Source organism: Acinetobacter sp. BHS4, from assembly GCF_018454425.1.
Lineage (GTDB): Bacteria > Pseudomonadota > Gammaproteobacteria > Pseudomonadales > Moraxellaceae > Acinetobacter > Acinetobacter pittii.
Genome location: NZ_CP075323.1, coordinates 3,856,480 through 3,882,819 on the forward strand (window position 1 = coordinate 3,856,480; position 26,340 = coordinate 3,882,819).

A 26,340-nucleotide genomic window follows, 5' to 3' on the forward strand; every position below is an offset into this window, starting at 1 on the left:
CAACTGCTTGGGTGTTGTATAGTCAAGCCTCACGAGCAATTAGTATTGGTCAGCTTCACATATCACTATGCTTCCACATCCAACCTATCAACGTCCTAGTCTCGAACGGCTCTTTAGAGGAATAAATTCCTAGGGAAATCTTATCTTGAGGTAGGCTTCCCGCTTAGATGCTTTCAGCGGTTATCCCTTCCGAACATAGCTACCCGGCGATGCGACTGGCGTCACAACCGGTACACCAGAGGTTCGTCCACTCTGGTCCTCTCGTACTAGGAGCAGATCCTCTCAAATTTCCAGCGCCCACGGTAGATAGGGACCGAACTGTCTCACGACGTTCTAAACCCAGCTCGCGTACCTCTTTAAATGGCGAACAGCCATACCCTTGGGACCTGCTTCAGCCCCAGGATGAGATGAGCCGACATCGAGGTGCCAAACACCGCCGTCGATATGAACTCTTGGGCGGTATCAGCCTGTTATCCCCAGAGTACCTTTTATCCGTTGAGCGATGGCCCTTCCATACAGAACCACCGGATCACTAAGACCTACTTTCGTACCTGCTCGACTTGTGGGTCTCGCAGTTAAGCGCGCTTTTGCCTTTATACTCTACGCGTGATTTCCGACCACGCTGAGCGCACCTTCGTACTCCTCCGTTACTCTTTAGGAGGAGACCGCCCCAGTCAAACTACCCACCAGACACGGTCCTCGTCCCGGATAACGGGACAGAGTTAGAACCTCAACATTACCAGGGTGGTATTTCAAGGACGGCTCCATTGGAACTAGCGTTCCAACTTCAAAGCCTCCCACCTATCCTACACAAGTAAGGTCAAAGTTCAGTGTCAAGCTGCAGTAAAGGTTCACGGGGTCTTTCCGTCTAGCCGCGGGTACACTGCATCTTCACAGCGATTTCGATTTCACTGAGCCTCTGCTGGAGACAGCGCCGCCATCATTATGCCATTCGTGCAGGTCGGAACTTACCCGACAAGGAATTTCGCTACCTTAGGACCGTTATAGTTACGGCCGCCGTTTACTGGGGCTTCGATCAAGAGCTTCGCTTACGCTAACCCCATCAATTAACCTTCCAGCACCGGGCAGGCATCACACCCTATACGTCCACTTTCGTGTTTGCAGAGTGCTATGTTTTTAATAAACAGTTGCAGCGGCCTGGTTTCTGCGGCTGTCGTCAGCTCAGGAAGCAAGTTCCATCACCAACAACAGCGTACCTTCTCCCGAAGTTACGGTACCATTTTGCCTAGTTCCTTCAGCAGAGTTCTCTCAAGCGCCTTGGTCTACTCGACCTGACCACCTGTGTCGGTTTCGGGTACGATTCCTGTGTAACTGAAGCTTAGAGACTTTTCCTGGAAGCATGGTATCAGCCACTTCACTGTACAAGTACAGCTTGCTATCGGATCTCAGTATAGAGTACCCCGGATTTGCCTAAGATACATACCTACATCCTTCCACCTGGACAACCAACGCCAGGCTGACTTAACCTTCTCCGTCCTCTCATCGCATTACACAGAAGTATTGGAATATTAACCAATTTCCCATCGACTACGCCTTTCGGCCTCGCCTTAGGGGTCGACTCACCCAGCCCCGATTAACGTTGGACTGGAACCCTTGGTCTTTCGGCGAACGGGTTTTTCACCCGTTTTGTCGTTACTCACGTCAGCATTCGCACTTCTGATACCTCCAGCATACTTCTCAATACACCTTCATCGGCTTACAGAACGCTCCCCTACCACTTGACTAATGTCAAATCCGCAGCTTCGGCACATAGTTTTAGCCCCGTTACATCTTCCGCGCAGGCCGACTCGACTAGTGAGCTATTACGCTTTCTTTAAAGGGTGGCTGCTTCTAAGCCAACCTCCTAGCTGTCTATGCCTTCCCACATCGTTTCCCACTTAACTATGATTTTGGGGCCTTAGCTGGCGGTCTGGATTGTTTTCCTCTTGACTACGGACGTTAGCACCCGCAGTCTGTCTCCCGGATAGTACTCATAGGTATTCGGAGTTTGCATCGGTTTGGTAAGTCGGGATGACCCCCTAGCCGAAACAGTGCTCTACCCCCTATGGTATTCGTCCGAGGCGCTACCTAAATAGCTTTCGGGGAGAACCAGCTATCACCAGGCTTGATTAGCCTTTCACCCCTATCCACAAGTCATCCCCTGGCTTTTCAACGACAGTGGGTTCGGTCCTCCAGTTAGTGTTACCCAACCTTCAACCTGCTCATGGATAGATCGCCTGGTTTCGGGTCTATACCCAGCAACTAAACGCCCTATTAAGACTCGATTTCTCTACGGCTCCCCTATACGGTTAACCTCGCTACTGAATATAAGTCGCTGACCCATTATACAAAAGGTACGCAGTCACACCACGAAGGTGCTCCCACTGCTTGTATGCATGCGGTTTCAGGATCTATTTCACTCCCCTCACAGGGGTTCTTTTCGCCTTTCCCTCACGGTACTGGTTCACTATCGGTCAGTCAGGAGTATTTAGCCTTGGAGGATGGTCCCCCCATATTCAGACAAGGTTTCACGTGCCTCGCCCTACTCGTCATCATTATGTGTGCCCTTTCGTGTACGGGAATATCACCCTCTACGTTCGCACTTCCCAGAGCGTTCCACTAAAACACACATAACTTAATGGGCTGATCCCCGTTCGCTCGCCGCTACTGAGGGAATCTCAATTGATTTCTTTTCCTAAGGGTACTGAGATGTTTCACTTCCCCTCGTTCGCCTTGCAACACTATGTATTCATGTTGCAATACCTACCTTAAAGTAGGTGGGTTCCCCCATTCAGAAATCTCCGGATCAAAGGATATTTGCCGCCTCCCCGGAGCTTTTCGCAGGCTATCACGTCTTTCATCGCCTCTGACTGCCAAGGCATCCACCACATGCACTTAATTACTTGACTATACAACCCCAAACAGTCGATGTTACCTACAAGTTAGTAACTTCAACATTTCAGTTTAGAGTACTGTGTATTTAAACACTGTACAGCTTCAATCTAAATTCATATACCAAAACGCTTGATTCAGTTAATTTGCTAGTTCTCAATTCATCTAGATTAATTGCTTAATCTAAACTCTTGAGTGAACAATTTATTTCAGACTCAATTTTGCCAATCTGTTAATGAATAAACATGCCTTCGTCAGGTCATGCTTAATACCGTGATACTTAAATCACAGAAGTTAATAAACCAAGATCTAAATCTCTATTTACTAATTTCTGTAATCCGAACTTCTCTTAAGTTCTGGTGGAGACTAGGAGAGTCGAACTCCTGACCTCCTGCGTGCAAAGCAGGCGCTCTACCAACTAAGCTAAGTCCCCAGCTTACATCATCAGTCATGTATCCTTTATCTATAACTTCAACCAATCAAAGTCATGGTGGGTCTGACAAGACTTGAACTTGTGACCCCACGCTTATCAAGCGTGTGCTCTAACCAACTGAGCTACAGACCCTCAGATACATCTATGAAGAACAACTTGTTGTGGATTCTTACCAATCGTCAATCTTTCGTTAAGGAGGTGATCCAGCCGCAGGTTCCCCTACGGCTACCTTGTTACGACTTCACCCCAGTCATCGGCCACACCGTGGTAACCGCCCTCTTTGCAGTTAGGCTAGCTACTTCTGGTGCAACAAACTCCCATGGTGTGACGGGCGGTGTGTACAAGGCCCGGGAACGTATTCACCGCGGCATTCTGATCCGCGATTACTAGCGATTCCGACTTCATGGAGTCGAGTTGCAGACTCCAATCCGGACTACGATCGGCTTTTTGAGATTAGCATCCTATCGCTAGGTAGCAACCCTTTGTACCGACCATTGTAGCACGTGTGTAGCCCTGGCCGTAAGGGCCATGATGACTTGACGTCGTCCCCGCCTTCCTCCAGTTTGTCACTGGCAGTATCCTTAAAGTTCCCGACATTACTCGCTGGCAAATAAGGAAAAGGGTTGCGCTCGTTGCGGGACTTAACCCAACATCTCACGACACGAGCTGACGACAGCCATGCAGCACCTGTATGTAAGTTCCCGAAGGCACCAATCCATCTCTGGAAAGTTCTTACTATGTCAAGGCCAGGTAAGGTTCTTCGCGTTGCATCGAATTAAACCACATGCTCCACCGCTTGTGCGGGCCCCCGTCAATTCATTTGAGTTTTAGTCTTGCGACCGTACTCCCCAGGCGGTCTACTTATCGCGTTAGCTGCGCCACTAAAGCCTCAAAGGCCCCAACGGCTAGTAGACATCGTTTACGGCATGGACTACCAGGGTATCTAATCCTGTTTGCTCCCCATGCTTTCGCACCTCAGCGTCAGTGTTAGGCCAGATGGCTGCCTTCGCCATCGGTATTCCTCCAGATCTCTACGCATTTCACCGCTACACCTGGAATTCTACCATCCTCTCCCACACTCTAGCTAACCAGTATCGAATGCAATTCCCAAGTTAAGCTCGGGGATTTCACATTTGACTTAATTAGCCGCCTACGCGCGCTTTACGCCCAGTAAATCCGATTAACGCTTGCACCCTCTGTATTACCGCGGCTGCTGGCACAGAGTTAGCCGGTGCTTATTCTGCGAGTAACGTCCACTATCTCTAGGTATTAACTAAAGTAGCCTCCTCCTCGCTTAAAGTGCTTTACAACCATAAGGCCTTCTTCACACACGCGGCATGGCTGGATCAGGCTTGCGCCCATTGTCCAATATTCCCCACTGCTGCCTCCCGTAGGAGTCTGGGCCGTGTCTCAGTCCCAGTGTGGCGGATCATCCTCTCAGACCCGCTACAGATCGTCGCCTTGGTAGGCCTTTACCCCACCAACTAGCTAATCCGACTTAGGCTCATCTATTAGCGCAAGGTCCGAAGATCCCCTGCTTTCTCCCGTAGGACGTATGCGGTATTAGCATTCCTTTCGAAATGTTGTCCCCCACTAATAGGCAGATTCCTAAGCATTACTCACCCGTCCGCCGCTAAGATCAGTAGCAAGCTACCTCTCTCCGCTCGACTTGCATGTGTTAAGCCTGCCGCCAGCGTTCAATCTGAGCCATGATCAAACTCTTCAGTTAAAATCATTTTGCACCTTATTTAAAGACAAGGTGCCAATTCTGGCTCATCAATTACTGACTTAAATTTCGCTCAAATAAACTTCGAGTAATTTAAACCAATCAATCAATGAAAATTATTTCGATTAATCAATCAGTAAAAATCCACACAAGTTGTTCTTCAATTCTCTTAATGATTTTTCCGCTCTTCGTCAGAGACAGAATTCAACGCAATACTAAGCTTTCATCTTAACCCTGTAAGCTAAGATATTCTCGTGTATCGCGTCGGGATGAGTGCATTATAGGGAAAAAAAACTGGTACGCAAGCACTTTTATAAATATGCACGTTTGACCGATTCTTTTTCAGCCAAAAAAAATCTCAAAAACAAACAAATATATGATTTATATAGTTAATTTATTTTTAAAAAGTTTTAAACTTTATATCTACTATCTTTATAGACTGTTTTGGTACGTTTTGATGCATGCCATAGTTAGATGTAGGGACCTGAACAATACGGTCAACCACATCCATTCCTTTAATTACTTTTCCAAAAACTGCGTAACCCGGATTACCAGCAGAACGATTTAAAAAATTATTATCTGCAACGTTAATGAAAAACTGACTAGTTGCTGAGTCAGGATTTGCAGTACGAGCCATCGCCAACGTTCCGCGTGTGTTAGCAATTCCATTCCCAGCTTCATTTTTGATAGGTGCTCGCGTAGTCTTTTCCTGCATATTTGCAGTAAGGCCACCACCCTGCACCATGAAGCCCGGAATTACACGGTGAAATATCGTATCTTTATAAAAGCCTGACTTTATATAGTCTTTAAAATTCTTCACACTCTTTGGTGCTTTATCATCATAAAGTTGTATTTCAATATTGCCTAAATTTGTTTGCATTTCAACTAAAGTGTCAGCCCATACTGAATGACTGCTCATACCCAAACAACATAACATTAATAATTTTTTCATATCTTCCTACAATAAAACGCAAAACTTAATGAAGAATAAATTTAATCATCTATATAAAAGAATTCTAGTGAGTATTTATTATCTTTTATTTAGCACTTTATATTTTAGATTTGACTATTAGTCCACGTTCCACGTGAAACATGGACTAGGCTTTTGTTTAACTATTTTTATCCCAGAACTTTCTGAAGTTCTTACTGATCTCGATAGTATATCTTTTTGCCTTTTTAGAAATAGGTGTCAAATTTATAAAACCATGGGTTTGGTCTGGATATTCTTCATAATGCATTTTGACGCCATTTTGTCTTAGCTTATAGCTATAAATTTTCGCTTCATCATGCAATACGTCATGACCAGCCGTAATCACGAAAGCTGGTGGGTTCTTTTTCAAATTACCATAGGTTGGAGAAATAATTGGATCGTCTAATTCTATATTATGCTGAGTTGCATAATATTGAGTGACATAATTAATATCATTATCTGTTAAAACCAATCCTTCGTTATAAGCATAGAAAGAAGGATGTCGACTTTTAAAATCTACTGTAGGATAAATAAGAAGTTGTGCTTGTGGAACATAAGGTTTGTTTACTGATCGTTGAGCGACAACCGTACTGATATTTCCGCCAGCACTATCTCCTGCTACAGCAATGCGATTTTTTAATATTTTTAGTTGTCTGCGATTTTGATATACCCAAGCTAAGGCATCTTCACATGATTGAATTAAATGTTGAGGTGAAACTTCAGGTGCAAGAGGATAATCAATACTGAGAACTTGTACTTTTGCATATTTTGCCAATATACGACAAACCTCATCATGAGTATCTAAACCACCCACAACAAACCCTCCCCCGTGATAGAAAACAATAAGAGGTAATTTTTTATTCGGTGACGGATGATAGTGTCTTGCGAAAACAGTTCCACTTTGGAGCGGTAAACGAATGTCTTCTACTGAATCAATTTCCGTTGATTTCTGGCGTATAGCCAGCATTTGTGTATCAAACTGCCGTCTAGACTCAATAGGATCTGGACCAATAAAACCAATACGTCCCTGTTTAATTTGTACGGCCATCATACATTTAGTAAATGAGTCGAGATCTGGGTATTGGTAGGTATATCCAAGGATTTTGGCAAGTGACTCTTGAGCTAATCGAGGTAACTTATCAAGAGCTCGAGCAGCAGGCCCCTGGCCCTTATCTAGCAATGTTTGAATTTTTTGATTAAATGCTGTCATGCCTATCTCCATGAATTCCTCTTATCCTTCATATTTTCTACAGAATTCTGTTGTTGTTTGACTATATTCGCATACAACTCATGTAATCAAGATACAAAGGTAAAAACCAAATTACGCTAATCTGATTTAAAGCAAATGTCATTAACAAATCTGTCGTTTTAAACAGGACTTTTTTGCCAATTATTGTTAACAGATAAAAAAGAGGTACTACTATGTCAGCAAAACTAGTTGTTACTTTATTAGCAACCAGTCTCTTAACTGTAGGCTGTGTAGCTTATACAGATGATCCTTATTACCGCGGTGGTTACGGTTACCATGATCATGATGAGGATCGCTATGACCGCAATGATGGACGTCGCTATAGTGATTGGGAACGAAAACGTTGGGAAGAGCGTAAAAGAATATACGAACAACAACGTAAGGATGCTCGCGAACAAGACAAAAATCGTCGTGAATGGGAAAAAAGACGCCATAAAGAGGATAAAAAACACCACGAGTGGGATAAGAAGCGAGTAGAGGATCGTGACCATAACCATCGAGATTATCGTCATGATGATTAAATTTATGACTACATAAAAGCCCCAAAAGATAAGTCTTTCGGGGCTTTTTTGAGAAATCCACATTCTCTTGATTATAGAATAATGAGTAGCAGCTCATTTCATATATAAATTGGCATCTTAAATATATGCACTCTATAACCTTTTAACTCTTCTTATCGCTAAGAATTACTGAGCAGTTGCAGAACCTGAAACAGAACCAGAAGCACCAGCATCAACTTGACCTGGTTGAGCTTGACCAGAAACGCCAGCATCTACACCCACACCAGCTTGTACGCCAGATGGGCTAGCGCTAGTTTGAGCTGAACCTGATGCATTTAAACCAGCTTCAGATGCACAACCAACAGCTGTAAAAGCAACACCAGCAAGTACTACAGAGATAAGACCTAATTTTTTCATAATCACTTTCCTTTCATTACGACAAACATTTAAATGCAAAGTTCATCTTCGCGCTGCCTATAATTCACAATTTTTTTTTCTGGCGTGCGTATCATTGGTTGTCTTTTGTAGTAATAGAAGTACAAATTGTGCAATTTTTTATTAAAACCTCTTCCTTAGCCGCACCTCTACCTTTTATATAAAAGCTATAACTTAAGCTTTTGTTTAATTTTATCAATTTCTAATTTTTATCTTAGCCTTTTACTCTCGTTAAAAATTTTCTCTTTATAGAAACGCTATATAAGGTGCGTAGAATGTTACAGAGACTTTTTACTTGAAAATGTCTTATTTCATAAAAAAGCCGGGGATGAACCACGGCTTTTTTAAAAAATTGATGGCGTTTCGATTTAAATTACGGCCATTGCATCTCGCCTTTTACAACTTTTGCGCCTAGCTCTAGGCTATCCACACTCTTTAATGTTGGATATTGTTTCTGCATGAGCTGACTTAGCTCACTCGCATTTTTACTTACTTTAACCGCTTTCTCATAGCTCTTGAGATAGTCGATAGAAAAGTTAACCGCATCTAAACCTTGTGGAGCTCCCTCAACCATATGAGCTGGAACAACTGTTTGAGGTTGGAGTGATTTAATACTTTCTAAAGCTTGAATCACTTCATTACGATCTTTAACTTTTGGTGTATCTGCCATCCATAAATGAATACCTGAAGATACTGGGATACCGCCTACAACAGCTTTCGAAGAAGGAATCCATAAATAAGTAAGTTCTTTTTTACCTTTGATCTCGATCGACTCATTCTCTAGTTTTAAAGTTTTAGCAGTATAAGCTTGAGGCACAATAATTTGGCTAGGCGCATTTGCACCCATTTGTGGGCCCCAATACTTCACTTTAAGCGCTTGAGTATCTTGAATATGTTTAACAGTTTCCGGTGTAGCGATGATTTGTACACTTGGGAAGTATTGTTTAAATACATCTAAGCCAAAGTAATAGTCCGGATCGCCATAACTTACGAAAATTGTCTTTAGTGTTTTACCGCTATCGAGAATATCAGCAGCAATACGTAATGCTTCAGATTTTGAGAATTGCGCATTCACCAACAGAACGTCTTTATCACCTTCAATTAAAGTAGAAGTCACGCCAAAATGTTCGGGTTTCGCCAGAAAACTTTGGATTTTCAAATCTTGCGCAAAAGCTGAGGGAGCTCCCGTTAAAGCAGTCGCAGTTGCTAGGGCAGAAGCAGTTAATTTAAAAAATTTCATTATGTATCTCCAATTTCATGAGAAATACTTTAAATTGCAATTCTTGTGAGGTAAATGCACTAAATTAAGATAAACTGTTGCATATATTGTAACAATGATAAAGCATATGGATACATTAAAAGCCATACAAGTCTTTGTTTCTATTGCTCAACATGGCAATTTAACCAAAGCTGCAGAACATCTAAATTATTCCCGTGCAATGGTTTCTCGCTATCTTGAGCACCTTGAACACACCTTCTCAACTCGACTATTTCAAAGAAATACCCGAAAAATATCTCTCACCCCAGCAGGTGAAAAAGCCCTACTCTACTGCGAGAATATTTTACAACAACAGCAACTTTTACAAGAGTTAGCCGCACCAGAACAACATAACGGTACGATTCGCTTCACTTGTGGTTTATTTTTATTTCAATTAGGGGTTGGGGAATGTATCCGCCAATTTAAACAGCAACATCCACATATTCAATTTGATGTATATCTTACTGAAAATACAATGGACTTAATTGATGCTCAGGTCGATTTAGCCTTACGTATAACGCAAAAAGTTGCAGATGGGTTAATTGCGAGACCTGTTTGTCAAATCGAGTCCGTTTTCTGCGCTCATCCTGATTATTTAAAGCAATACAGTCCCCTCTCCCATCCAAGGCAACTTATTCAACATGAATGTTTAGCTCACCATAGCCAACATCAATTTTGGACACTTTTTGATACTGAACAGCAACCTCAAAACTATCCTTTGAACGTCACCTTTAAAAGTAATGATGTAAATGCTGTTTATGACATGTGTTTACATGCTCAAGGTGTGGCAATGTTACCGACTTTATTAGTTAAAAAAGATTTAAAAGAAAAACGATTGGTTCCTTTATTTAAAAACTATTCGGCTCCTGAATTAAGTTTGTCGGTGGTATATGCTTCAAGACAACATTTACCCAAAATAACTCAGGAATTTATTGCTTTTATGATCGAAAATTTAGATTTTTACTTAAAACCGCAAAATTAAAAGTTTTAAATTGCCGTGTACGCTTGAATTTTTAGGCAATGCCCATACTTCATCCCTATTAATGAATTACAGCATATGCATGGCAGTTCAGGTTTTACCCAGTAAATGCTGATGCCAAAAGGACTGTACATGTTTAAAAACCCATTTAAACGGAGATCATCAATGGCTAATGAGCAAAATGAGCAAGCTCAAGACATTCAACACGAGCAAGCAGAGCAATCTAATGAGCAAACTCAGGCTGAAAGTGTAGAGCAAGCAAACGACGTTACCGTTGAATCTTTACAAGCACAAATCACCAAATTAGAAGAAAGCCTAAAACTTGAAAAAGCACGTACTGCGAATGCAGTTTACGAAGCACAAAAAAGTGTAGAGCGTATTCAACGTGAGTCTGACAAGCATAAAGAGACTGTGCTTGAAAAATTTGCAAAAGAATTACTAGATTCTGTTGATAATTTAGAGCGTGCAATTCAAGCGGCTGGTGATGAAGAAACGCCAGTACTTGAAGGTATTAAACTGACCTTGAAGTCGCTGTTAACCACACTTGAAAAATTTGGTGTTGTAGAAGCTGATACAAAAAATGGCTTCAATGCAGATTTACATCAAGCTGTAGGTATTGACCCAAATGCTAAAGCGAATGAAATCGGTAGCGTTTTACAAAAGGGCTATACATTAAATGGCCGCTTATTGCGCCCTGCTATGGTTATGGTTGGTCAATAAATAATTTTTTGAGAGTTTTTAGATTTTTTTTCGCTAAAACGCTTGAAAAAAATAGATTCACTCTCATATCGGATAACAAGCAAAAACATTGCAAAAGAATTTTTGAGGAAAACGTCACATGGCAAAAATTATTGGTATTGACTTAGGTACTACCAACTCATGCGTTGCTGTACTTGAAGGCGATAAAGTAAAAGTAATCGAAAACGCTGAAGGCGCACGTACAACTCCATCGATCATTGCTTATAAAGATGGCGAGATCTTAGTGGGTCAAAGTGCTAAGCGTCAGGCAGTAACTAACCCGAAAAATACATTATTCGCTATCAAGCGTTTAATTGGTCGTCGTTATGAAGATCAAGCGGTACAAAAAGATATCGGTCTTGTACCTTATAAAATCATCAAAGCAGACAATGGCGATGCTTGGGTTGAAGTAAACGATAAAAAATTAGCGCCTCAACAGGTTTCTGCTGAAATCTTGAAAAAGATGAAGAAAACTGCAGAAGACTATTTAGGTGAAACAGTTACTGAAGCAGTTATTACTGTTCCTGCTTACTTTAACGATGCTCAACGTCAAGCAACTAAAGATGCGGGTAAAATCGCTGGGTTAGACGTTAAACGTATCATTAACGAACCAACTGCTGCTGCACTTGCGTTCGGTATGGACAAAAAAGAAGGCGACCGTAAAGTTGCAGTTTACGACTTAGGTGGTGGTACTTTTGACGTATCAATCATTGAAATCGCAGACCTTGATGGCGACCAACAAATCGAAGTGTTATCAACAAACGGTGATACTTTCCTTGGTGGTGAAGACTTTGATAACGCGTTAATTGAATTCTTGGTTGAAGAGTTTAAGAAAGAACAAAGTGTGAACTTGAAAAATGATCCACTTGCGTTACAACGTTTGAAAGAAGCTGCTGAAAAAGCAAAAATCGAGCTTTCTTCATCAAATGCAACTGAAATCAACCTTCCATACATCACTGCTGATGCAACTGGTCCTAAACACTTAGTGATCAATGTAACACGTGCGAAACTTGAAGGTTTAGTTGCTGATTTAGTTGCTCGTACAATTGAGCCTTGTAAAATCGCGCTTAAAGATGCTGGTCTTTCGACTTCTGACATCTCTGACGTGATCTTGGTTGGTGGTCAGTCTCGTATGCCACTTGTACAACAAAAAGTACAAGAATTCTTTGGCAAAGAGCCACGTAAAGACGTGAACCCTGACGAAGCAGTTGCTATCGGTGCTGCGATTCAAGGCGCGGTATTGTCTGGTGACAAAACTGACGTTCTTTTATTAGACGTAACACCATTAACTTTAGGTATTGAAACAATGGGTGGTGTATTAACACCAATCATTGAGAAAAACACGACGATTCCTGCGAAGAAATCACAAGTGTTCTCTACTGCTGCTGACAACCAGCCTGCTGTAGACATTTCAGTTTACCAAGGTGAACGTAAGATGGCTCAACAAAACAAATTGTTGGGTAACTTCCAATTAGGCGACATTCCACCTGCTCCACGTGGTGTGCCACAAATTGAAGTATCTTTCGACATCAATGCTGATGGTATCTTGAAAGTATCTGCTAAAGATAAGAGCACTGGTAAAGAGCAATCGATCCAGATTAAAGCGAACTCAGGTTTGTCTGATGCTGAAATCGAAGCAATGATTAAAGATGCTGAAGCGAATGCTGAAGAAGATCGTAAGTTTGAAGAACTTGCAAAAGCTCGTAACGAAGCTGATGCATTAATTTCAAGCTCGAACAAAGCTGTTAAAGATCTTGGTGATAAAGTTACTGAAGATGAAAAAACAGCTGTAAGCACTGCTGTTTCTGAACTTGAAGCAGCAACAAAAGAAAATGATGTAGAAGATATCAAAGCAAAAACTGAAGCTTTACAAAACATCTTGATGCCTATCACTCAACGTGCTTATGAACAAGCGCAACAAGCTGGTGGTGCTGAAGGCTTTGATCCAAATGCATTCCAAGGTGGCGATGCGGGTCAACAAAAAGCAGATGATGGCGTTGTAGATGCTGAGTTCACTGAAGTTAAAGATGACAAAAAATAATTTGTTTCTTTAATAAAAAACCGCGCTTAGGCGCGGTTTTTTATTTGTTACAAAAATTAACAATAAGATTTTTAATGTTATTATTGAAATATTTCTGTCAGAAAGATCAATGATAAAAACTAAATATTTAATTTTAAATAATATTTTTTTGTTAAAAAACCACTGTTATTTACTACATTAATTATTTGATTATTGCCAAGTCTGAGAACATCTTTTTTAATTTCTCGATCAATATCACAAACGCCACCCAATCTATTGAGATTTTTATCATTTTGACGAATTAAATTAAGTAGCTAACAATAGGATTTATTTATATTTTTTATTTTGCCATGAAAAAATTTCTATGGTGGGGATTGAGCTTATGCTTATGCATGGGCTTACAAACAACACTTTTTGCTCAAAGCAATCTGCCAATTCATTCATCTCATCAGCCTTTAAAATACCGAATTGCTTTTATTGATCCGCGGTTTCAACTTACTAAAGAACAACTAGTTGAGGTAAGTCGGCAAGCTGCTGAAATCTGGCAAAAAGAAACTGGAAAGACCTATTTTATTTATGATTCACAGGCTCAATTGTCAATTAACTTAATCTATGATGATCATCAAATATTTAAAGATGAACAACAAAACAATTTGGATGCACTTTTGCAAAAGCAGGAAGCGTGGCGTATTAAAAATGAAGAAATTATTCTAAATAAACAAGAGGTTGCTCAACTATCAAGTGATTTAAACAAGAAAAAGGCCAGTCTAAAAGCGGAGTTTGAACAATATCAACAAGATGTAACGCGCTTTAATCAAGGAGAACATCATTACTCTAGTGCCAATAATTTAAAAGAATGGCAAAAACAACTAGAGCAAAAATCAGAAAATTTAGGCAATGAATCCAACAGTCTAAATTTTAAAATTCAAGTACTTAACTTAAAGATTAAAGAGCTAAATCGAGAGCAAAGTGATTTAAGTGCCTTAAAAACACAATTCAAGTTAGAGCAAAAAACTAATATTCAACCCTTCCATAAAGGATTATTCAGTCAAAACCAAATCCAGATTTACGGCTATACTTCTTTAAATGACTTACGTTTGACCCTTGCTCATGAACTTGGGCATGCTTTAGGTCTAAAACATACTACCAACCCAAAATCTTTAATGTATCCCTATTTAAAAGAGCAAGATATTCATAACTTTAAATTAACAGATTCAGATTTAGATTTATTAGGTTCAATTTATAGACCAAATTAAGGAAAAATCGTTAAAGTTAAATGATTAAAAAAACTAAATAAAACCCAATATATTAAATTTTTTCTAAAAAATAATTTGGCATTTGGTAAAAAATAATGAGACTAAAGTCTCATTTATTTTTCTGATTTGTACGTTTTTTGATTGATTTTTCATTTTATATTCTTATAATACGTTTTTTTTAAAATCTCCCCCCTTCGATTATGCGTTTAACATCTTTGTTATTAGGCGTAGCCTTTGCTTTTTCTAATTTTCAGGCTAATGCTAATCTTGCAACTCCAGCTCATACTCAAATCCAGCAAAAAGCAGGTCAACATTTGAATTACAAAATTGCTGATATTGATCCACGTTTTGGTTTAAGCCAAGACCAATTAATTCAAATTAGTCAACAAGCTGCGGACATTTGGAAACAAGGTACTGGACAGGATTATTTTACTTATGATCCAAATGCAAAGTTAGAAATTCGTTTAGTTTACGATAATAGTCAAAGCCGTTCTGAACAGCGTCAAAAAATTGCAGCTCAGTTCCAACAAGAACAGCAACGTGTAATTGATGAACAGCAACAAATTAAGCAATTGAAGCAAACTCTTGGTCAAACTCAAGCCGACCTTGAAAATAAGAAGCAGATTTTGAATGGAAAATTGAAAAATCTTGACCAACTAATGATGCAACTTAACCAAGGCAAATTAGCACCTGAATACAGCGCTAAATCTTTGGCTAAAACTCAGAAAGATTTGCAAAAACAAACTGTTGCTTTAAAGAAAGAAATTGCTGCATATAATGAGCAAGCTAAAGATTTAAATGTCAAAGTTACTCACTTTAATCAGATTAACAATGAGTTTAATAATTCATTGAACCAATTTAAGCAAAATGCTCAAGCGGATGTCTTTAAGAAAGGTATCTACAACGGCAAACAAATTGTGATTTATGAGTTTAAGTCTATTGATGATTTACGTTTAACGATTGCTCATGAGTTAGGACATGCGCTTGGCTTAAAACATAGTGATCAACCAAATGCATTGATGTACTCAGTACGTAAAGATGGTGACAAAAAAATCACTGGACTTACGGATGCTGACCGTGATCTATTAAGTGCTTTACCTCAATAATTAAGAGCTTGGTATAAAATGATGTATCTATTTCTATGTAGATACATCGAAATTGATATCAAAGTCATGTTATTGTGGTCATAAGAGCTAACGAAAATAGAATGGAGATCAAGATGAGTTATTATCATATCCTGATTGAAGTAAATGATCATATCAGCACAATTGAACAGACACGAGATATTGAACTGTTTGATATTATTGAAATTAAACCATACCTCCATTCTATTTTAATTCCCTTTTTCAATGAGCATGAAATCGAGCTTGAGGATGAAAATATCGAATATAAAGATATTCTCCATCTTGAAGTAAAACAGACTCTGTTACCGATTGAACATTTAATTGAAGAAGAGCAAAAGCAATTACCAAGTGATACTGATGTCACGATCACTGCGTATGAAATCTTTAATGATCGTGATTTAAGCCAAGATGTTACGTCAGTCATTTTTGATATTTTGGAAGCAGTTAAATTAGAGTAATCATCTTATATAAGTACCTATAAAAAAGGTCTGCATGAGCAGACCTTTTTTATTATTTCTAGTTTATTGCATCATTTTCTGAGCTTGTTCTTGACGGAATGCACGTAAAATTTGTTGCCCTGCCCGTCCTGTTGGATTTAAACCTAAACGAGTTTGTTCTTGACGAATAGCTACGCGGGTTTTATCTCCAATAAGGCCGTCAACTGCACCAATATCATAGCCACGATTAATCAAAAACTGTTGTATTTCACGACGTTCTGCACGTGAAGTTCCCGGATCATCAGTTGGCCAAGACGCAACAAATGGACCAGCACCTTTTAAACGATCAGATAAATGTGCAATCGCAAGTCCATAGCTTTCCGCAGCGTTATAGCTGTAGATAGCATCAAAATTCTTAAATACTAAAAATACTGGACCATTTACACCTGCAGGTGCCATTAAACCCGCTGAAGTATTGCCAGATAAAGCTCCTTGAACAAGTGGAGAACCATCAATTCGGGTTACCCCTCGTGCACTCCAGCTACTTAAAGCTTTTTTTGAACGTCGCCCTTCTCCATCAATTGACATACCTTGGGGAACTTTGACTTCAAAACCCCACGGCATTCCTGTTTGCCAACCAGCTTTATTTAAGAAATTAGCCGTTGATGCTAATGCATCTGCAGTACTTGATACCAAATCGCGACGACCATCTCCATCAAAATCAACAGCTAAACGCTCATAGGTCGATGGCATAAATTGCGTATGTCCAAACGCCCCAGCCCAAGAACCTTTCAGTTGATCTTCGGTTAAATCACCACGTTGTAAAATACGCATAGTGGCAAAAAACTCGGTGCGGAAATAACTTTGTCGACGACCTTCACAACTTAAAGTTCCGAGTGCTTGTAATAAAGGATATTTTCCAGAAATATCACCAAAATTACTTTCTACCCCCCACACTGCCACGATTGTTTCTGGTGGCACGCCGTAAGTTTGAGAAGCACGATTTAAAACATCGCGATGTTGCGCCAGTTTTTGTTTTCCAAGCTCAACACGCTCTTCATCGACTAAGCCAGAAAGATAATCCCAAATTGGTGTCGAAAATTCTGGTTGATAGTTTAATTTATCAATAACTGAATAATCTGGAGTTAAGTTTTGAGTATAACGGTCATAAGTTGTTCCCGAGACTCCCGCAGCAATTGCTTGAGAACGTAAATTTGCCAAACAACTTTGGAAATTATTATTAGGCGTATAATCTTCACTAGTTACTACTGGAACAGTAGCATTGCTAGATATTGTAGAACCATTAATTACGAGCTCTGCTTGAGCCTGAGTCATTGCTAAAAATACAGAGCCAACAATACAAGAAAAACGTCGCATATTATCCCAGTTTCAATTTTTGAATTTAAATTTTTAAGTACCATACCATTATGAGTCTAAAATTTCAGAGAGAAAACGTAAATTTGAATTCATAATCTCTTCTTTAAATTCATTTCCAGTGTTTTAAATTCAAACTTCTCACTTTATTTTGAATTTAAAACTTCCCCTCATTTGCATCACCAGTTTTGAATTCAAAACAATAGCGCATAGTTTAAATTCAAAAGTCTTACCTTAAATTTAAACTATAACACTGGCGTTTCTGTGGATAAACTTATCCACAATCGAGCAAAAACAGCACTATTTATTGATTCCATTCTATATTTCATTATTCTTGATGACACGAAAAATCCAATCAACCAAACAATCTATATTTTTAAATTCAAAAATCACGCAATAATTTAAATTCAAACTTACCGCGTTATTTTAAATTTAAAACACTTCAGCAAACACCACTAGTTTTGAATTCAAAAAACATGAGCTCTATCATCAGCTACAAATCAAACTCTCTTGTGGATAACTAACTTTAAATTTAAAAAATACCATCAATATTTAAATTCAAAAATTCCTATAAAAAATTATCCACAAACAAGAAATTACTCAGGATTTATTATTTTTTAAATTTAAAAGATAAAAAAAGCGATCCGAAGATCGCTTTTTAGAGAATTAAAAATACTTTTAGAGGGTCATATCTGCTGTTAAAGCAAGTGGTTCTGGCAAAATTTCTGCCAATTGACGGCATAAATTCGTCAATTCATTACTATCCACAGGCATTAAAGTAATATGGCCTAATTTGCGGCCAGCACGTTCTGACTTGTTATAAAGATGCAGATGAGCACCATTTAAGGCAAGTACATCATCAGTTTTAGGATGTTGACCAATAATATTGATCATAACTGTTGGGCGAATAACTTCTGTTGAGCCTAATGGTAATCCTGCAACAGCTCGAATATGGTTTTCAAACTGAGAACAAACCGCGCCTTCAATTGACCAGTGGCCTGAGTTATGCACACGTGGTGCCATCTCATTTGCACACAAACCTTGTTCTGTTACAAATAGCTCGAGAGTCAGCACACCAACATAGTTAAGGTGATTCAACAAACGAGTAATGTAGTCTTGAGCAACGGGTTGCAAAGCTTCACTATTCGGTGCAGGAACAATTGAATGCGATAAAATACCATTATGATGATGGTTTTCAGCCAATGGCCAAGTTTTTACTTCACCATTTTGGCCACGCACCGCAATAATTGAAACTTCGCGAGAGAATTTAACAAAGCTTTCGGCGACTAGACTTTTTGCAGGACCAAGTTCAGCCCAAGCTGTATCAATCTGGTCTTCTGAACGAAGTACAAACTGACCTTTGCCGTCATATCCGCCAGTTGCAGTCTTAAGCACGATCGGCAAACCAAGCTCAACAACAGCCTTTTTCAAGCTTTCTAAGCTATCTACAGCGCGATACGGCGCAACAGGAATTGTCAGCTCATCAAACAATGCTTTTTCTGACAAACGATTTTGCGCAGTTGCTAAAGCAACACGGGGAGGGTGCAATGTTTTGGTTTGTGTTAAAACATCAACATCTTCAACTGGCGTATTTTCAAATTCAAGACTGAAAACATCAGCACTTTCAATAAACTGCTTTAAACCTTGCTCATCTTGGCTAGAAAAGACCTGGCCTAAAACACCTGCAGGACAATCTGTATTTGCTTCAAAAAAAGTACATTGAATATTTAATGGTAACGCTGCTTGAGCCATCATACGGCCCAGTTGCCCACCACCAAAAATACCGATAGTTTTATCCATCTCAGCCTCTTACACCTGACCCGGAATATTTTTGCTTGCCACTTTATCAGTTTGCGCAGCACGGAAATCAGCAACATTTTTTGCGATTTCAGGACGAGTTAAACCTAAGATTTGTGCAGCCATAATTGCCGCATTCGTTGCACCAGCTGGACCAATCGCTAAAGTACCAACTGCAATACCTGCTGGCATTTGTACAATTGAAAGCAAAGAGTCTACGCCATTTAAAATTGATGATTTAACTGGCACTCCTAAAACAGGTAAATCAGTTTTTGCGGCACACATTCCAGGTAAATGTGCTGCACCGCCTGCACCAGCAATAATCACTTGAATACCGCGATCGCGTGCAGTTTCTGCATATTCAAATAAACGATCTGGAGTACGATGAGCAGATACCACTTCCGCTTCAAATGGGACACCAAGCTGTTTAAGCATATTGGCTGTGTTTTCGAGAGTTGCCCAATCAGATTGAGAACCCATAATAATTCCAACGAGAGGTTGAGCGTCTTGTGCTGCGGCCGCATTCATTGCTAATGTTCCAGAGACAAAAGTAAAAGAAGATAAATCTCGACGAGAGCCAAGTTTTAAATGGTTCGGAAGCTCATTATTATAGACTGATTTTTCATCTCACGAAAATTTAACTGACTAGCTCTGCGAATATTTTTAATATCATCAAAAAATGTCATGCTTTAACAGTGACACATTCTCAATTTTTATTAATATAACGCACTTAATCAAATCAATAAGAGCTTAATAATGAAAAAATTTCTTGGAGTCCTAATACTCACACTTTGCACAACAACGAGTTACGCGGCTTTAGTAAATTTAAACATCGATGAATTTCAAAAAACCATTAAAACTTTAAATAAAGAAAAGGGTTATAACGGAGAAATCAAAAGTGGAGCATTAACTGGCAAAGTCCAAGAGAAATTTATTGTTACTGGAACATCTGCTACTGATGAGAGAGAACCAGTTCTGATGACTGGTTATTATCTTGGTGCGACTGAAGTAGGAAATTTATATTCAATTACTGAATATCGCATTTACTGTGACGATCAGACCTATGGGTTTGCCATGTCTAATTTTGAGCCTGATGGCGCCTTAAGTTTAACTACAACAGACAGTAATTATGCTTTTGACTATGAAGACCCAACGCCAAGAGATCAGCAATTTTCTAAAATTCTAAAAAAAGCATGTAAGTATTCAGCTAAATAAATAGTTATGTCTACTAACTATGGCTTGTTATTAAATAGAATAAATCATTTAATTCACAAGCCATAGGAGCTTACTGGCTTCTAAATACGAAATAAACACAACCAAATAGGCATAACATCGCCCATAAGTAATCAAGTTTAAAGGGTTGCTTAAACAAGAAAATCATAAATGGCACAAACACAACTAGCGTAACCACTTCCTGAGTGATCTTCATTTCACCGAGTAACCAGCCTTGTGCGCTTAGCATACGAGTGGCAGGGATCATAAAACTATATTCAAGTAAGGCAATAATCCACCCGAATAGAATTGCTTGCCAGAGTGGGGCATGGTGCAAAAATTTAAGATGCCCATACCATGCAAGTGTCATAAAGCAGTTAGAAATAATTAATAGCGTAAAAGCTAAAACCGTTGGGCTCAAAGGCACATCCTTCATCATCACGATGATTTAAGTATTTTAACGATACAAAATATTATAAAAGATAAAACTGTAATTCAGCTTAAATCCAAAAAATAAAGCTGTAGTTTTATCAGGACCTCAAACACATAGAACAACAACGATTTTTGACTATCTTTTCGAGTTTAGCCTTGCTATCGTTGCTGGCAAATTTATCAATAATGCACACACAGCAATTCATTTTAATGCTGTGTACAAAAGCAGTGGAGAAGGCGAGCAATGCATCTGCATATCTTGGGTATTTGTGGCACTTTTATGGGCTCTTTAGCACTTTTGGCTCGTGATTTAGGACATAAGGTAACCGGTTCCGATTTAAACGTTTACCCACCGATGTCTACCCAGTTAGAAAATGCAGGCATTACACTCATGCAAGGCTATGATCGTAGTCATTTACAGCCTCATCCAGACTTGGTTATTGTCGGCAATGCCATGAAACGTGGTATTGATGCTGTGGAATATATGCTGAACGAAGGCTTGCCATATATTTCTGGCCCTCAGTTTCTTGCAGATCATGTTTTACAAGGCAAACATGTCCTTGGTGTAGCAGGTACTCACGGGAAAACAACAACTACGACCATGTTGGCTTGGGTACTTGATCAAGCTGGTTTAAATCCAGGCTTTTTAATTGGTGGTGTTCCACTTGGTTTTAGTGAAAGTGCTCGTTTAGGCGGTGGAAAATACTTCTGCGTTGAAGCCGATGAATATGACTCTGCTTTTTTTGATAAGCGTTCTAAGTTTGTTCATTATCATCCAAAAACGGCGATTTTAAATAACCTTGAATTTGACCATGCCGATATTTTTGATGACCTAGCAGCGATTCAAAAACAGTTCCACCATCTTGTGCGTACCATTCCAAGTGAAGGCCGTATTATTGCGCCGATTACTGAAACTCATATTGATGAAGTGCTTGAAATGGGTTGCTGGACACCAGTGATTCGTACAAGTTTAGAAGCGAATGAAAAAGCAGCTTTATCTGCCGAACTAATTTCAATTGATGGCAGCCATTTTAAAGTACTCGAAAATGGCAATGTTGTTGGCGAAGTAAAATGGAGCATGACTGGTCAACATAGCGTAGCGAATGCTTTGGCAACGATTGCAGCCGCTCAACATGTAGGTGTTACGCTTGAACAAGCTTGTGAAGCTTTGTCTAACTTTGGCGGTGTAAAACGTCGTATGGAGTTGTTAGGCACAGTCAATGGTATTGAAGTCTATGATGACTTTGCTCACCATCCAACAGCAATTGACACAACTTTAGATGGCGCACGCAAACGCTTAGGTGAACGCCGTTTATGGGCCATTATTGAACCACGTTCAAACACCATGCGTATGGGCAGTCATAAAGATGGCTTAGCACACTCAGCACGCTTAGCAGACGAAGTCATCTGGTATCAGCCAGAAGGCTTAGATTGGGATTTACAACCAGTGATTGAAGCTGCTTCTAACCATGCTCAAGTGAGCCGTTCACTTGATGAAATTATTGAGCGTATTGTCAATGAAGCAGGTGAGGGCGATGCCGTTGTGATTATGTCTAATGGTGGCTTTGGTGGCTTACATCAAAAATTAATGAGCGCATTAAAAGCAAAAGCTGCTTAACTTCCGCTTTAGATGATTCAATAAAAAAACGGGTTTCAAATTGAAACCCATTTTTTATATCAGTGACTTTTAAATCTTTTCTGGCTCTATATTGGCCATAAATTTATTGGAAACCATTAAACGTAAACTATAGACAATGCCCATCGCAAAAACGCTATATCCCACGTTATTACAAATAAACGGAATACATAAAATGATGAGCGCTGTGATTGGATAAAACCATTTCGTGATTCCAGATAAACACTGAAACTCATAAAGTATCCAAATACAGGTGGTATAGAGCACCACACTCACCGCAACGACTATTCCCATGTATAAATCAGAAATATGTGCATGATGAGTTGTAACATCAACGGCGGCAGCAAGCGCAGCACCTACCGCAGCAATACTGACAAAAACAAAATAATGACCGTATCCCCAAACAAATGGGCGTACACCTTTTACATGATGGTGTTGCTCACTACGATCAAAATAAGCCCACCACATTGCGAACATCAACATCAATCCACCGACCATCAAGAAAATGGCAGGGATATTCATTGACTGAGCGGCTAAAGCATCACGTATGGCATTAAAACTACCGACAATCGACTCACCCAACACAATAATTGTGAGTAAGGCATAACGTTCTACAATATGATGAGGATGCCACGGCGTTGGATTATATTTTTCTGCATAGATAGGAATAAATAGCTCCATCACTGCTAAAAATAAAAATAGAGGAAGAGAAAGTATGTGTGCAAAATTAGCAACTAACCAACCTACCTGAACCAAGACAATGCCTACAGCATAGCGGTAAGCTGTAATACGCCTTTCTGGGTCATGTTTTGCAGCTCGGAGCCACTGAGTCACTAAGGCCATTCGCATGATCACATAACCAATAATGATTACATCAAAATCCTGACTACGAAATACATCAGGGATACCCGCTGCCATCACCAATGAACCTACAATCTGTACAAAGGTAAGGCATCGATACAATGCATCATCGTTATCGTAAGCCGAGGCAAACCATGAAAAATTCATCCATGCCCACCACAGCGCAAAAAATACCATCAAATAACTTGGCAGCGCATGCCAGAGGTGATTTTCAATAATTGCATGATGTAACTGCTGACCTGCTGTTGCAATCGCGACTACAAAAATCAAATCGAACAATAATTCGAGGGGAGTTGCTGCTCTATGCGGCTGTTTTGGATCTCTTGGAGATAAAGGCCTCAAACTTAATTTTTTCTGTTTTTCTTGAGTAGTCATAAAATAACGTTCTCGAATAAAGTGCCAACACGTTAACACTTTAATATTAACGGCCAGAACACGCATTAAAAATTATCTAGACCTGCTGTTTAATCTTTACTCACAAACGAGCTATATTTCATTTTTGTGACAATTCTTTATCAAGACCTTAAGCTTAATTCTTTATCATAGCTCACGTTTTTGTTCGTGTTTGGAATATGAATGTCTTTAGAAACACTCAACCTTAGCTTATTCCATGTGATTAATGGAGCTCAGGATGCGAGTCAATTTATCATTCGTCTTGCTATCTTTTTCGCTAATGATCTCCTCTATATTCTTTTATTCATCCTTACATTTTTATGGTTTTATGGCGATCAAGATTTAAAAAATAGGGTTATTAAATCTGTCTTTTTAACCTGTGTTTCGCTTTTAGTCGGTTATGTTATTTCTCTGTTTTACCATCACTCCAGACCGTTTGTAATGGGTGTGGGTACTACGTTTATTGAACATGCACCAACGGCATCTTTTCCAAGTAATCACATGCTGATTTTCAGCACTATTGCTCTGTCTTATTTGTTTGCTCAGCGCAAAATGATTGGAATTATTCTGCTATTTTTGTCATTTGTAGTGGCGTGGTCACGTATTTATTTAGGTGTGCATTTCCCTTTAGACATGTTAGGGGCTTTTATTGTCGCACTACTGGTCAATACAGCGGGTTATTACTTCTGGAATACTTACGGTACAGCTTTGACCGCATTCTGTATTCACCTTTACCAAATTATATGCAAACCACTTTTAGACCGCGGTTTGATTAAATAATCCATAGATCTTTTTGCATTAGAACTACGACATTAAGTTCAGTTGCGTAATACAAAAAAATCTGCCATTCTATGTGTACTTGGATATGTTTTATCCAAAACAGAATTTAGTTTGACAAGGGGAGTAGCCTCCTCCAAACATAACAGCAATGTTATGTGTCAGATATCGTCAATACGCTTTTATTAAAAAGTCGGTATCTGAGCATCGTGAAATTCATGATGTAGGCAAGACCTTGATCATGTTGAAACAGATGTTTAATTCATCTGGCAACTGGTCGAGGTTTTTTTATGCCCAATTGCCGGATGTATGGAGGATTTATGGAAACAATCGGCAATTTATGGCTGTATGTAGCATTCTTTGGCATAGTCATTGTCATGCTCCTGATTGACTTTTTAGGCTTTAAGCAAAAGCAAGGTCAGGATGTCTCAATTAAGCAAGCTGCTTACTGGAGTGTGGCGTGGGTAAGCGTCGCAGCCTTATTTGGTGGTGGTTTATGGCTTTACCTACAACAAACGGTTGGGGTGACCTTAGCAAACCAAAAAACCATGGAATACTTTGCAGGTTACTTACTCGAAAAGTCCCTCGCAATTGACAACGTTTTCGTCTGGTTAATGATTTTCGCAGCGTTTGCTATTCCAGCTGCACTACAACGTAAAATTTTGCTCTACGGCGTATTAGGCGCAATCGTACTGCGTACCCTCTTTATTTTTATTGGTGCATGGTTCGTTCAAGAGTTTTCCTGGGTACTTTATATCTTCGGTGCGTTCTTGGTATATACAGGCTTTAAGTTCTTAAAAGGCCAAGAAGAAGAAACCAATATTGAAGATATCAAACTCTTAAAATGGTTACGTAACCATATACGTATTACACCACAGCTTGAAGGTGACAAATTCTTTGTACGTCAAAACGGTTTATTATGGGCAACGCCGTTATTTCTAGTTTTGATTTTGGTTGAAGCTTCAGACGTGATTTTCGCCGTAGATTCTATTCCTGCTATTTTCGCGGTAACTAGCGATCCGTTTATTGTTTTAACGGCGAACTTAATGGCAATTTTAGGTTTACGCGCAATGTTCTTTTTACTTGCTGGCGCTGCAACTAAATTGCATTACCTGCCATACGGCTTAGGCATCATCTTATTGTTCATTGGTGCAAAAATGTTGTTGCTTGATGTATTCCACATGCCAATCTGGATCTCGTTAAGCTTTATCGTAATAGTGTTAGCAATCACTGCTTACCTTTCTTTACGACACAACAAAAAGCAATTGCAGTCTTAATTCATCACAACAAGGCATCTACACGTGAGATGCCTTGTTATCTAAATTTTCAAAATAGACTGTACTTTAAAAAAACAGATCAATATCATATGCCAACTTAAAATTTATCTTCCTAATCAGAAACATAATAGATAACAGCTATTCGGTATTTTATGCCGAACATACTTATTAAAATGTGTGGAGTCTCATGCGTTCTAAAAAAATTAATCTTGTCGTTGTCCCTCTATTACTCACAGCATGTAGCCATAATGATGGTCCTTTAGTACAAGATGTATATAACAACCAATATGACTGTGCTCGCGACTGGAATAATGAAACATGTGAAGAAGAAAATAGCTCAAGTGGACATGGTTCTAGCTATGTTGGTAGTCGCTATTTAGGTCCTGCGTATTATCAAAATAATCGGGAAGTTTCTTACCACGGTAATACCTTACATCCTTACAGCAATTTGAGTGTAGGCCGACCAGTTATTTCAAGCACAGCGAAAAGTTCGTCTTTTTCATCCCCAATTCGTGGTGGTTTTGGCCGTAGCGGTTTTTCTTTCGGCGGCTAAGTCTTTAGGCA

At 39.5% G+C, this 26,340-nt stretch carries 20 protein-coding genes, 2 tRNA genes, 2 rRNA genes and 1 pseudogene; 12 read left to right on the forward strand and 13 right to left on the reverse strand.

From position 1 onward, the window contains the following. Window positions 1-18: 18 nt before the first annotated feature. From KIP84_RS18485 to KIP84_RS18510, 6 genes are all read right to left on the reverse strand, one after another. A 23S ribosomal RNA gene (locus tag KIP84_RS18485) occupies window positions 19-2,909 on the reverse strand. Between the two features lie 340 nt (window positions 2,910-3,249). After that, window positions 3,250-3,325, reverse strand: a tRNA-Ala gene (locus tag KIP84_RS18490). Window positions 3,326-3,380: 55 nt separating this feature from the next. Then, window positions 3,381-3,457: transfer RNA gene (locus KIP84_RS18495), tRNA-Ile, on the reverse strand. A gap of 59 nt (window positions 3,458-3,516) precedes the next feature. Next, window positions 3,517-5,054, reverse strand: a 16S ribosomal RNA gene (locus KIP84_RS18500). Together the 16S and 23S rRNA genes with 2 tRNA genes alongside form the textbook arrangement of a ribosomal RNA operon. A 397-nt stretch (window positions 5,055-5,451) precedes the next feature. Next, window positions 5,452-6,003 (reverse strand): peptidylprolyl isomerase, encoded by a 552-nt coding sequence (locus tag KIP84_RS18505; protein ID WP_213689072.1) that lies wholly within the window; start codon window positions 6,001-6,003, stop codon window positions 5,452-5,454. A 157-nt stretch (window positions 6,004-6,160) separates the two neighbouring features. Further along, the gene (locus KIP84_RS18510; RefSeq protein ID WP_199964144.1) at window positions 6,161-7,231 is read right to left on the reverse strand and encodes an alpha/beta hydrolase; all 1,071 of its coding nucleotides are present in this window, start codon (window positions 7,229-7,231) and stop codon (window positions 6,161-6,163) included. A 212-nt stretch (window positions 7,232-7,443) separates the two neighbouring features. On the opposite strand from KIP84_RS18510, the gene KIP84_RS18515 reads away from it, so the two are divergent. Next, a complete protein-coding gene (locus tag KIP84_RS18515; protein ID WP_213689073.1) occupies window positions 7,444-7,791 on the forward strand; it encodes a hypothetical protein in 348 nt (115 codons plus the stop codon). 165 nt (window positions 7,792-7,956) lie between these two features. Here the strand turns inward: KIP84_RS18515 and KIP84_RS18520 are convergent, their stop codons facing one another. Further along, window positions 7,957-8,187, reverse strand: a complete 231-nt coding sequence (locus tag KIP84_RS18520; protein WP_000733015.1) for a hypothetical protein — start codon at window positions 8,185-8,187, stop codon at window positions 7,957-7,959. Between the two features lie 391 nt (window positions 8,188-8,578). Continuing rightward, on the reverse strand, window positions 8,579-9,445 hold the full coding sequence (locus KIP84_RS18525) for an MBL fold metallo-hydrolase (protein WP_199978462.1): 867 nt from the start codon (window positions 9,443-9,445) through the stop codon (window positions 8,579-8,581). 106 nt (window positions 9,446-9,551) lie between these two features. Between KIP84_RS18525 and KIP84_RS18530 the strand changes: the two genes are divergently transcribed. From KIP84_RS18530 to KIP84_RS18555, 6 genes and pseudogenes are all read left to right on the forward strand, one after another. After that, complete coding sequence (locus KIP84_RS18530; RefSeq protein WP_228308300.1) at window positions 9,552-10,445, forward strand: LysR family transcriptional regulator; 894 nt, start codon at window positions 9,552-9,554, stop codon at window positions 10,443-10,445. 162 nt (window positions 10,446-10,607) lie between these two features. Next, window positions 10,608-11,162, forward strand: coding sequence for a nucleotide exchange factor GrpE (gene grpE, locus KIP84_RS18535; RefSeq protein ID WP_199978463.1), 555 nt, complete (start codon window positions 10,608-10,610; stop codon window positions 11,160-11,162). 118 nt (window positions 11,163-11,280) lie between these two features. Further along, the gene (gene dnaK / locus KIP84_RS18540) at window positions 11,281-13,221 is read left to right on the forward strand and encodes a molecular chaperone DnaK (RefSeq protein WP_002115449.1); all 1,941 of its coding nucleotides are present in this window, start codon (window positions 11,281-11,283) and stop codon (window positions 13,219-13,221) included. A 329-nt stretch (window positions 13,222-13,550) separates the two neighbouring features. Next, on the forward strand, window positions 13,551-14,456 hold the full coding sequence (locus KIP84_RS18545; protein WP_213689074.1) for a matrixin family metalloprotease: 906 nt from the start codon (window positions 13,551-13,553) through the stop codon (window positions 14,454-14,456). Window positions 14,457-14,593: 137 nt separating this feature from the next. Then, window positions 14,594-15,562: pseudogene (locus KIP84_RS18550) on the forward strand (M57 family metalloprotease). Between the two features lie 101 nt (window positions 15,563-15,663). Next, window positions 15,664-16,038, forward strand: coding sequence for a hypothetical protein (locus KIP84_RS18555; protein ID WP_014207668.1), 375 nt, complete (start codon window positions 15,664-15,666; stop codon window positions 16,036-16,038). 63 nt (window positions 16,039-16,101) lie between these two features. Here KIP84_RS18555 and KIP84_RS18560 read toward each other — a convergent pair whose 3' ends face one another. The 3 genes from KIP84_RS18560 to purE all read right to left on the reverse strand — a co-directional run bounded on the left by KIP84_RS18560 (window position 16,102) and on the right by purE (window position 19,716). Further along, window positions 16,102-17,394, reverse strand: a complete 1,293-nt coding sequence (locus tag KIP84_RS18560; RefSeq protein ID WP_197970766.1) for a lytic murein transglycosylase — start codon at window positions 17,392-17,394, stop codon at window positions 16,102-16,104. Window positions 17,395-18,069: 675 nt separating this feature from the next. Beyond that, window positions 18,070-19,191 (reverse strand): 5-(carboxyamino)imidazole ribonucleotide synthase, encoded by a 1,122-nt coding sequence (locus KIP84_RS18565; protein WP_213689076.1) that lies wholly within the window; start codon window positions 19,189-19,191, stop codon window positions 18,070-18,072. Window positions 19,192-19,200: 9 nt separating this feature from the next. Beyond that, window positions 19,201-19,716: a 5-(carboxyamino)imidazole ribonucleotide mutase gene (gene purE, locus KIP84_RS18570; protein WP_002115451.1), complete on the reverse strand. Its 516-nt coding sequence runs from the start codon at window positions 19,714-19,716 to the stop codon at window positions 19,201-19,203. Window positions 19,717-19,944: 228 nt separating this feature from the next. On the opposite strand from purE, the gene KIP84_RS18575 reads away from it, so the two are divergent. Then, window positions 19,945-20,403, forward strand: coding sequence for a hypothetical protein (locus KIP84_RS18575; RefSeq protein WP_060466613.1), 459 nt, complete (start codon window positions 19,945-19,947; stop codon window positions 20,401-20,403). 70 nt (window positions 20,404-20,473) lie between these two features. Here KIP84_RS18575 and KIP84_RS18580 read toward each other — a convergent pair whose 3' ends face one another. Beyond that, the gene (locus KIP84_RS18580; protein WP_075384089.1) at window positions 20,474-20,836 is read right to left on the reverse strand and encodes a DMT family protein; all 363 of its coding nucleotides are present in this window, start codon (window positions 20,834-20,836) and stop codon (window positions 20,474-20,476) included. Window positions 20,837-21,076: 240 nt separating this feature from the next. On the opposite strand from KIP84_RS18580, the gene mpl reads away from it, so the two are divergent. Beyond that, on the forward strand, window positions 21,077-22,450 hold the full coding sequence (gene mpl / locus KIP84_RS18585; RefSeq protein ID WP_032038268.1) for a UDP-N-acetylmuramate:L-alanyl-gamma-D-glutamyl-meso-diaminopimelate ligase: 1,374 nt from the start codon (window positions 21,077-21,079) through the stop codon (window positions 22,448-22,450). A gap of 69 nt (window positions 22,451-22,519) precedes the next feature. On the opposite strand, the gene KIP84_RS18590 is transcribed toward mpl, so the two are convergent. Next, window positions 22,520-23,770: a low temperature requirement protein A gene (locus KIP84_RS18590; RefSeq protein ID WP_213689077.1), complete on the reverse strand. Its 1,251-nt coding sequence runs from the start codon at window positions 23,768-23,770 to the stop codon at window positions 22,520-22,522. Between the two features lie 135 nt (window positions 23,771-23,905). Here KIP84_RS18590 and KIP84_RS18595 point away from each other — a divergent pair, with 135 nt between their 5' ends. The 3 genes from KIP84_RS18595 to KIP84_RS18605 all read left to right on the forward strand — a co-directional run bounded on the left by KIP84_RS18595 (window position 23,906) and on the right by KIP84_RS18605 (window position 26,329). Then, window positions 23,906-24,502 carry a phosphatase PAP2 family protein gene (locus KIP84_RS18595; RefSeq protein WP_033851324.1) on the forward strand — a complete coding sequence of 199 codons (597 nt, stop codon included), beginning with the start codon at window positions 23,906-23,908 and terminating at the stop codon, window positions 24,500-24,502. Between the two features lie 317 nt (window positions 24,503-24,819). Continuing rightward, the gene (locus KIP84_RS18600; RefSeq protein WP_017481217.1) at window positions 24,820-25,776 is read left to right on the forward strand and encodes a TerC family protein; all 957 of its coding nucleotides are present in this window, start codon (window positions 24,820-24,822) and stop codon (window positions 25,774-25,776) included. A 187-nt stretch (window positions 25,777-25,963) separates the two neighbouring features. Then, window positions 25,964-26,329: a hypothetical protein gene (locus KIP84_RS18605; RefSeq protein ID WP_017481216.1), complete on the forward strand. Its 366-nt coding sequence runs from the start codon at window positions 25,964-25,966 to the stop codon at window positions 26,327-26,329. Window positions 26,330-26,340 lie beyond the last annotated feature (11 nt).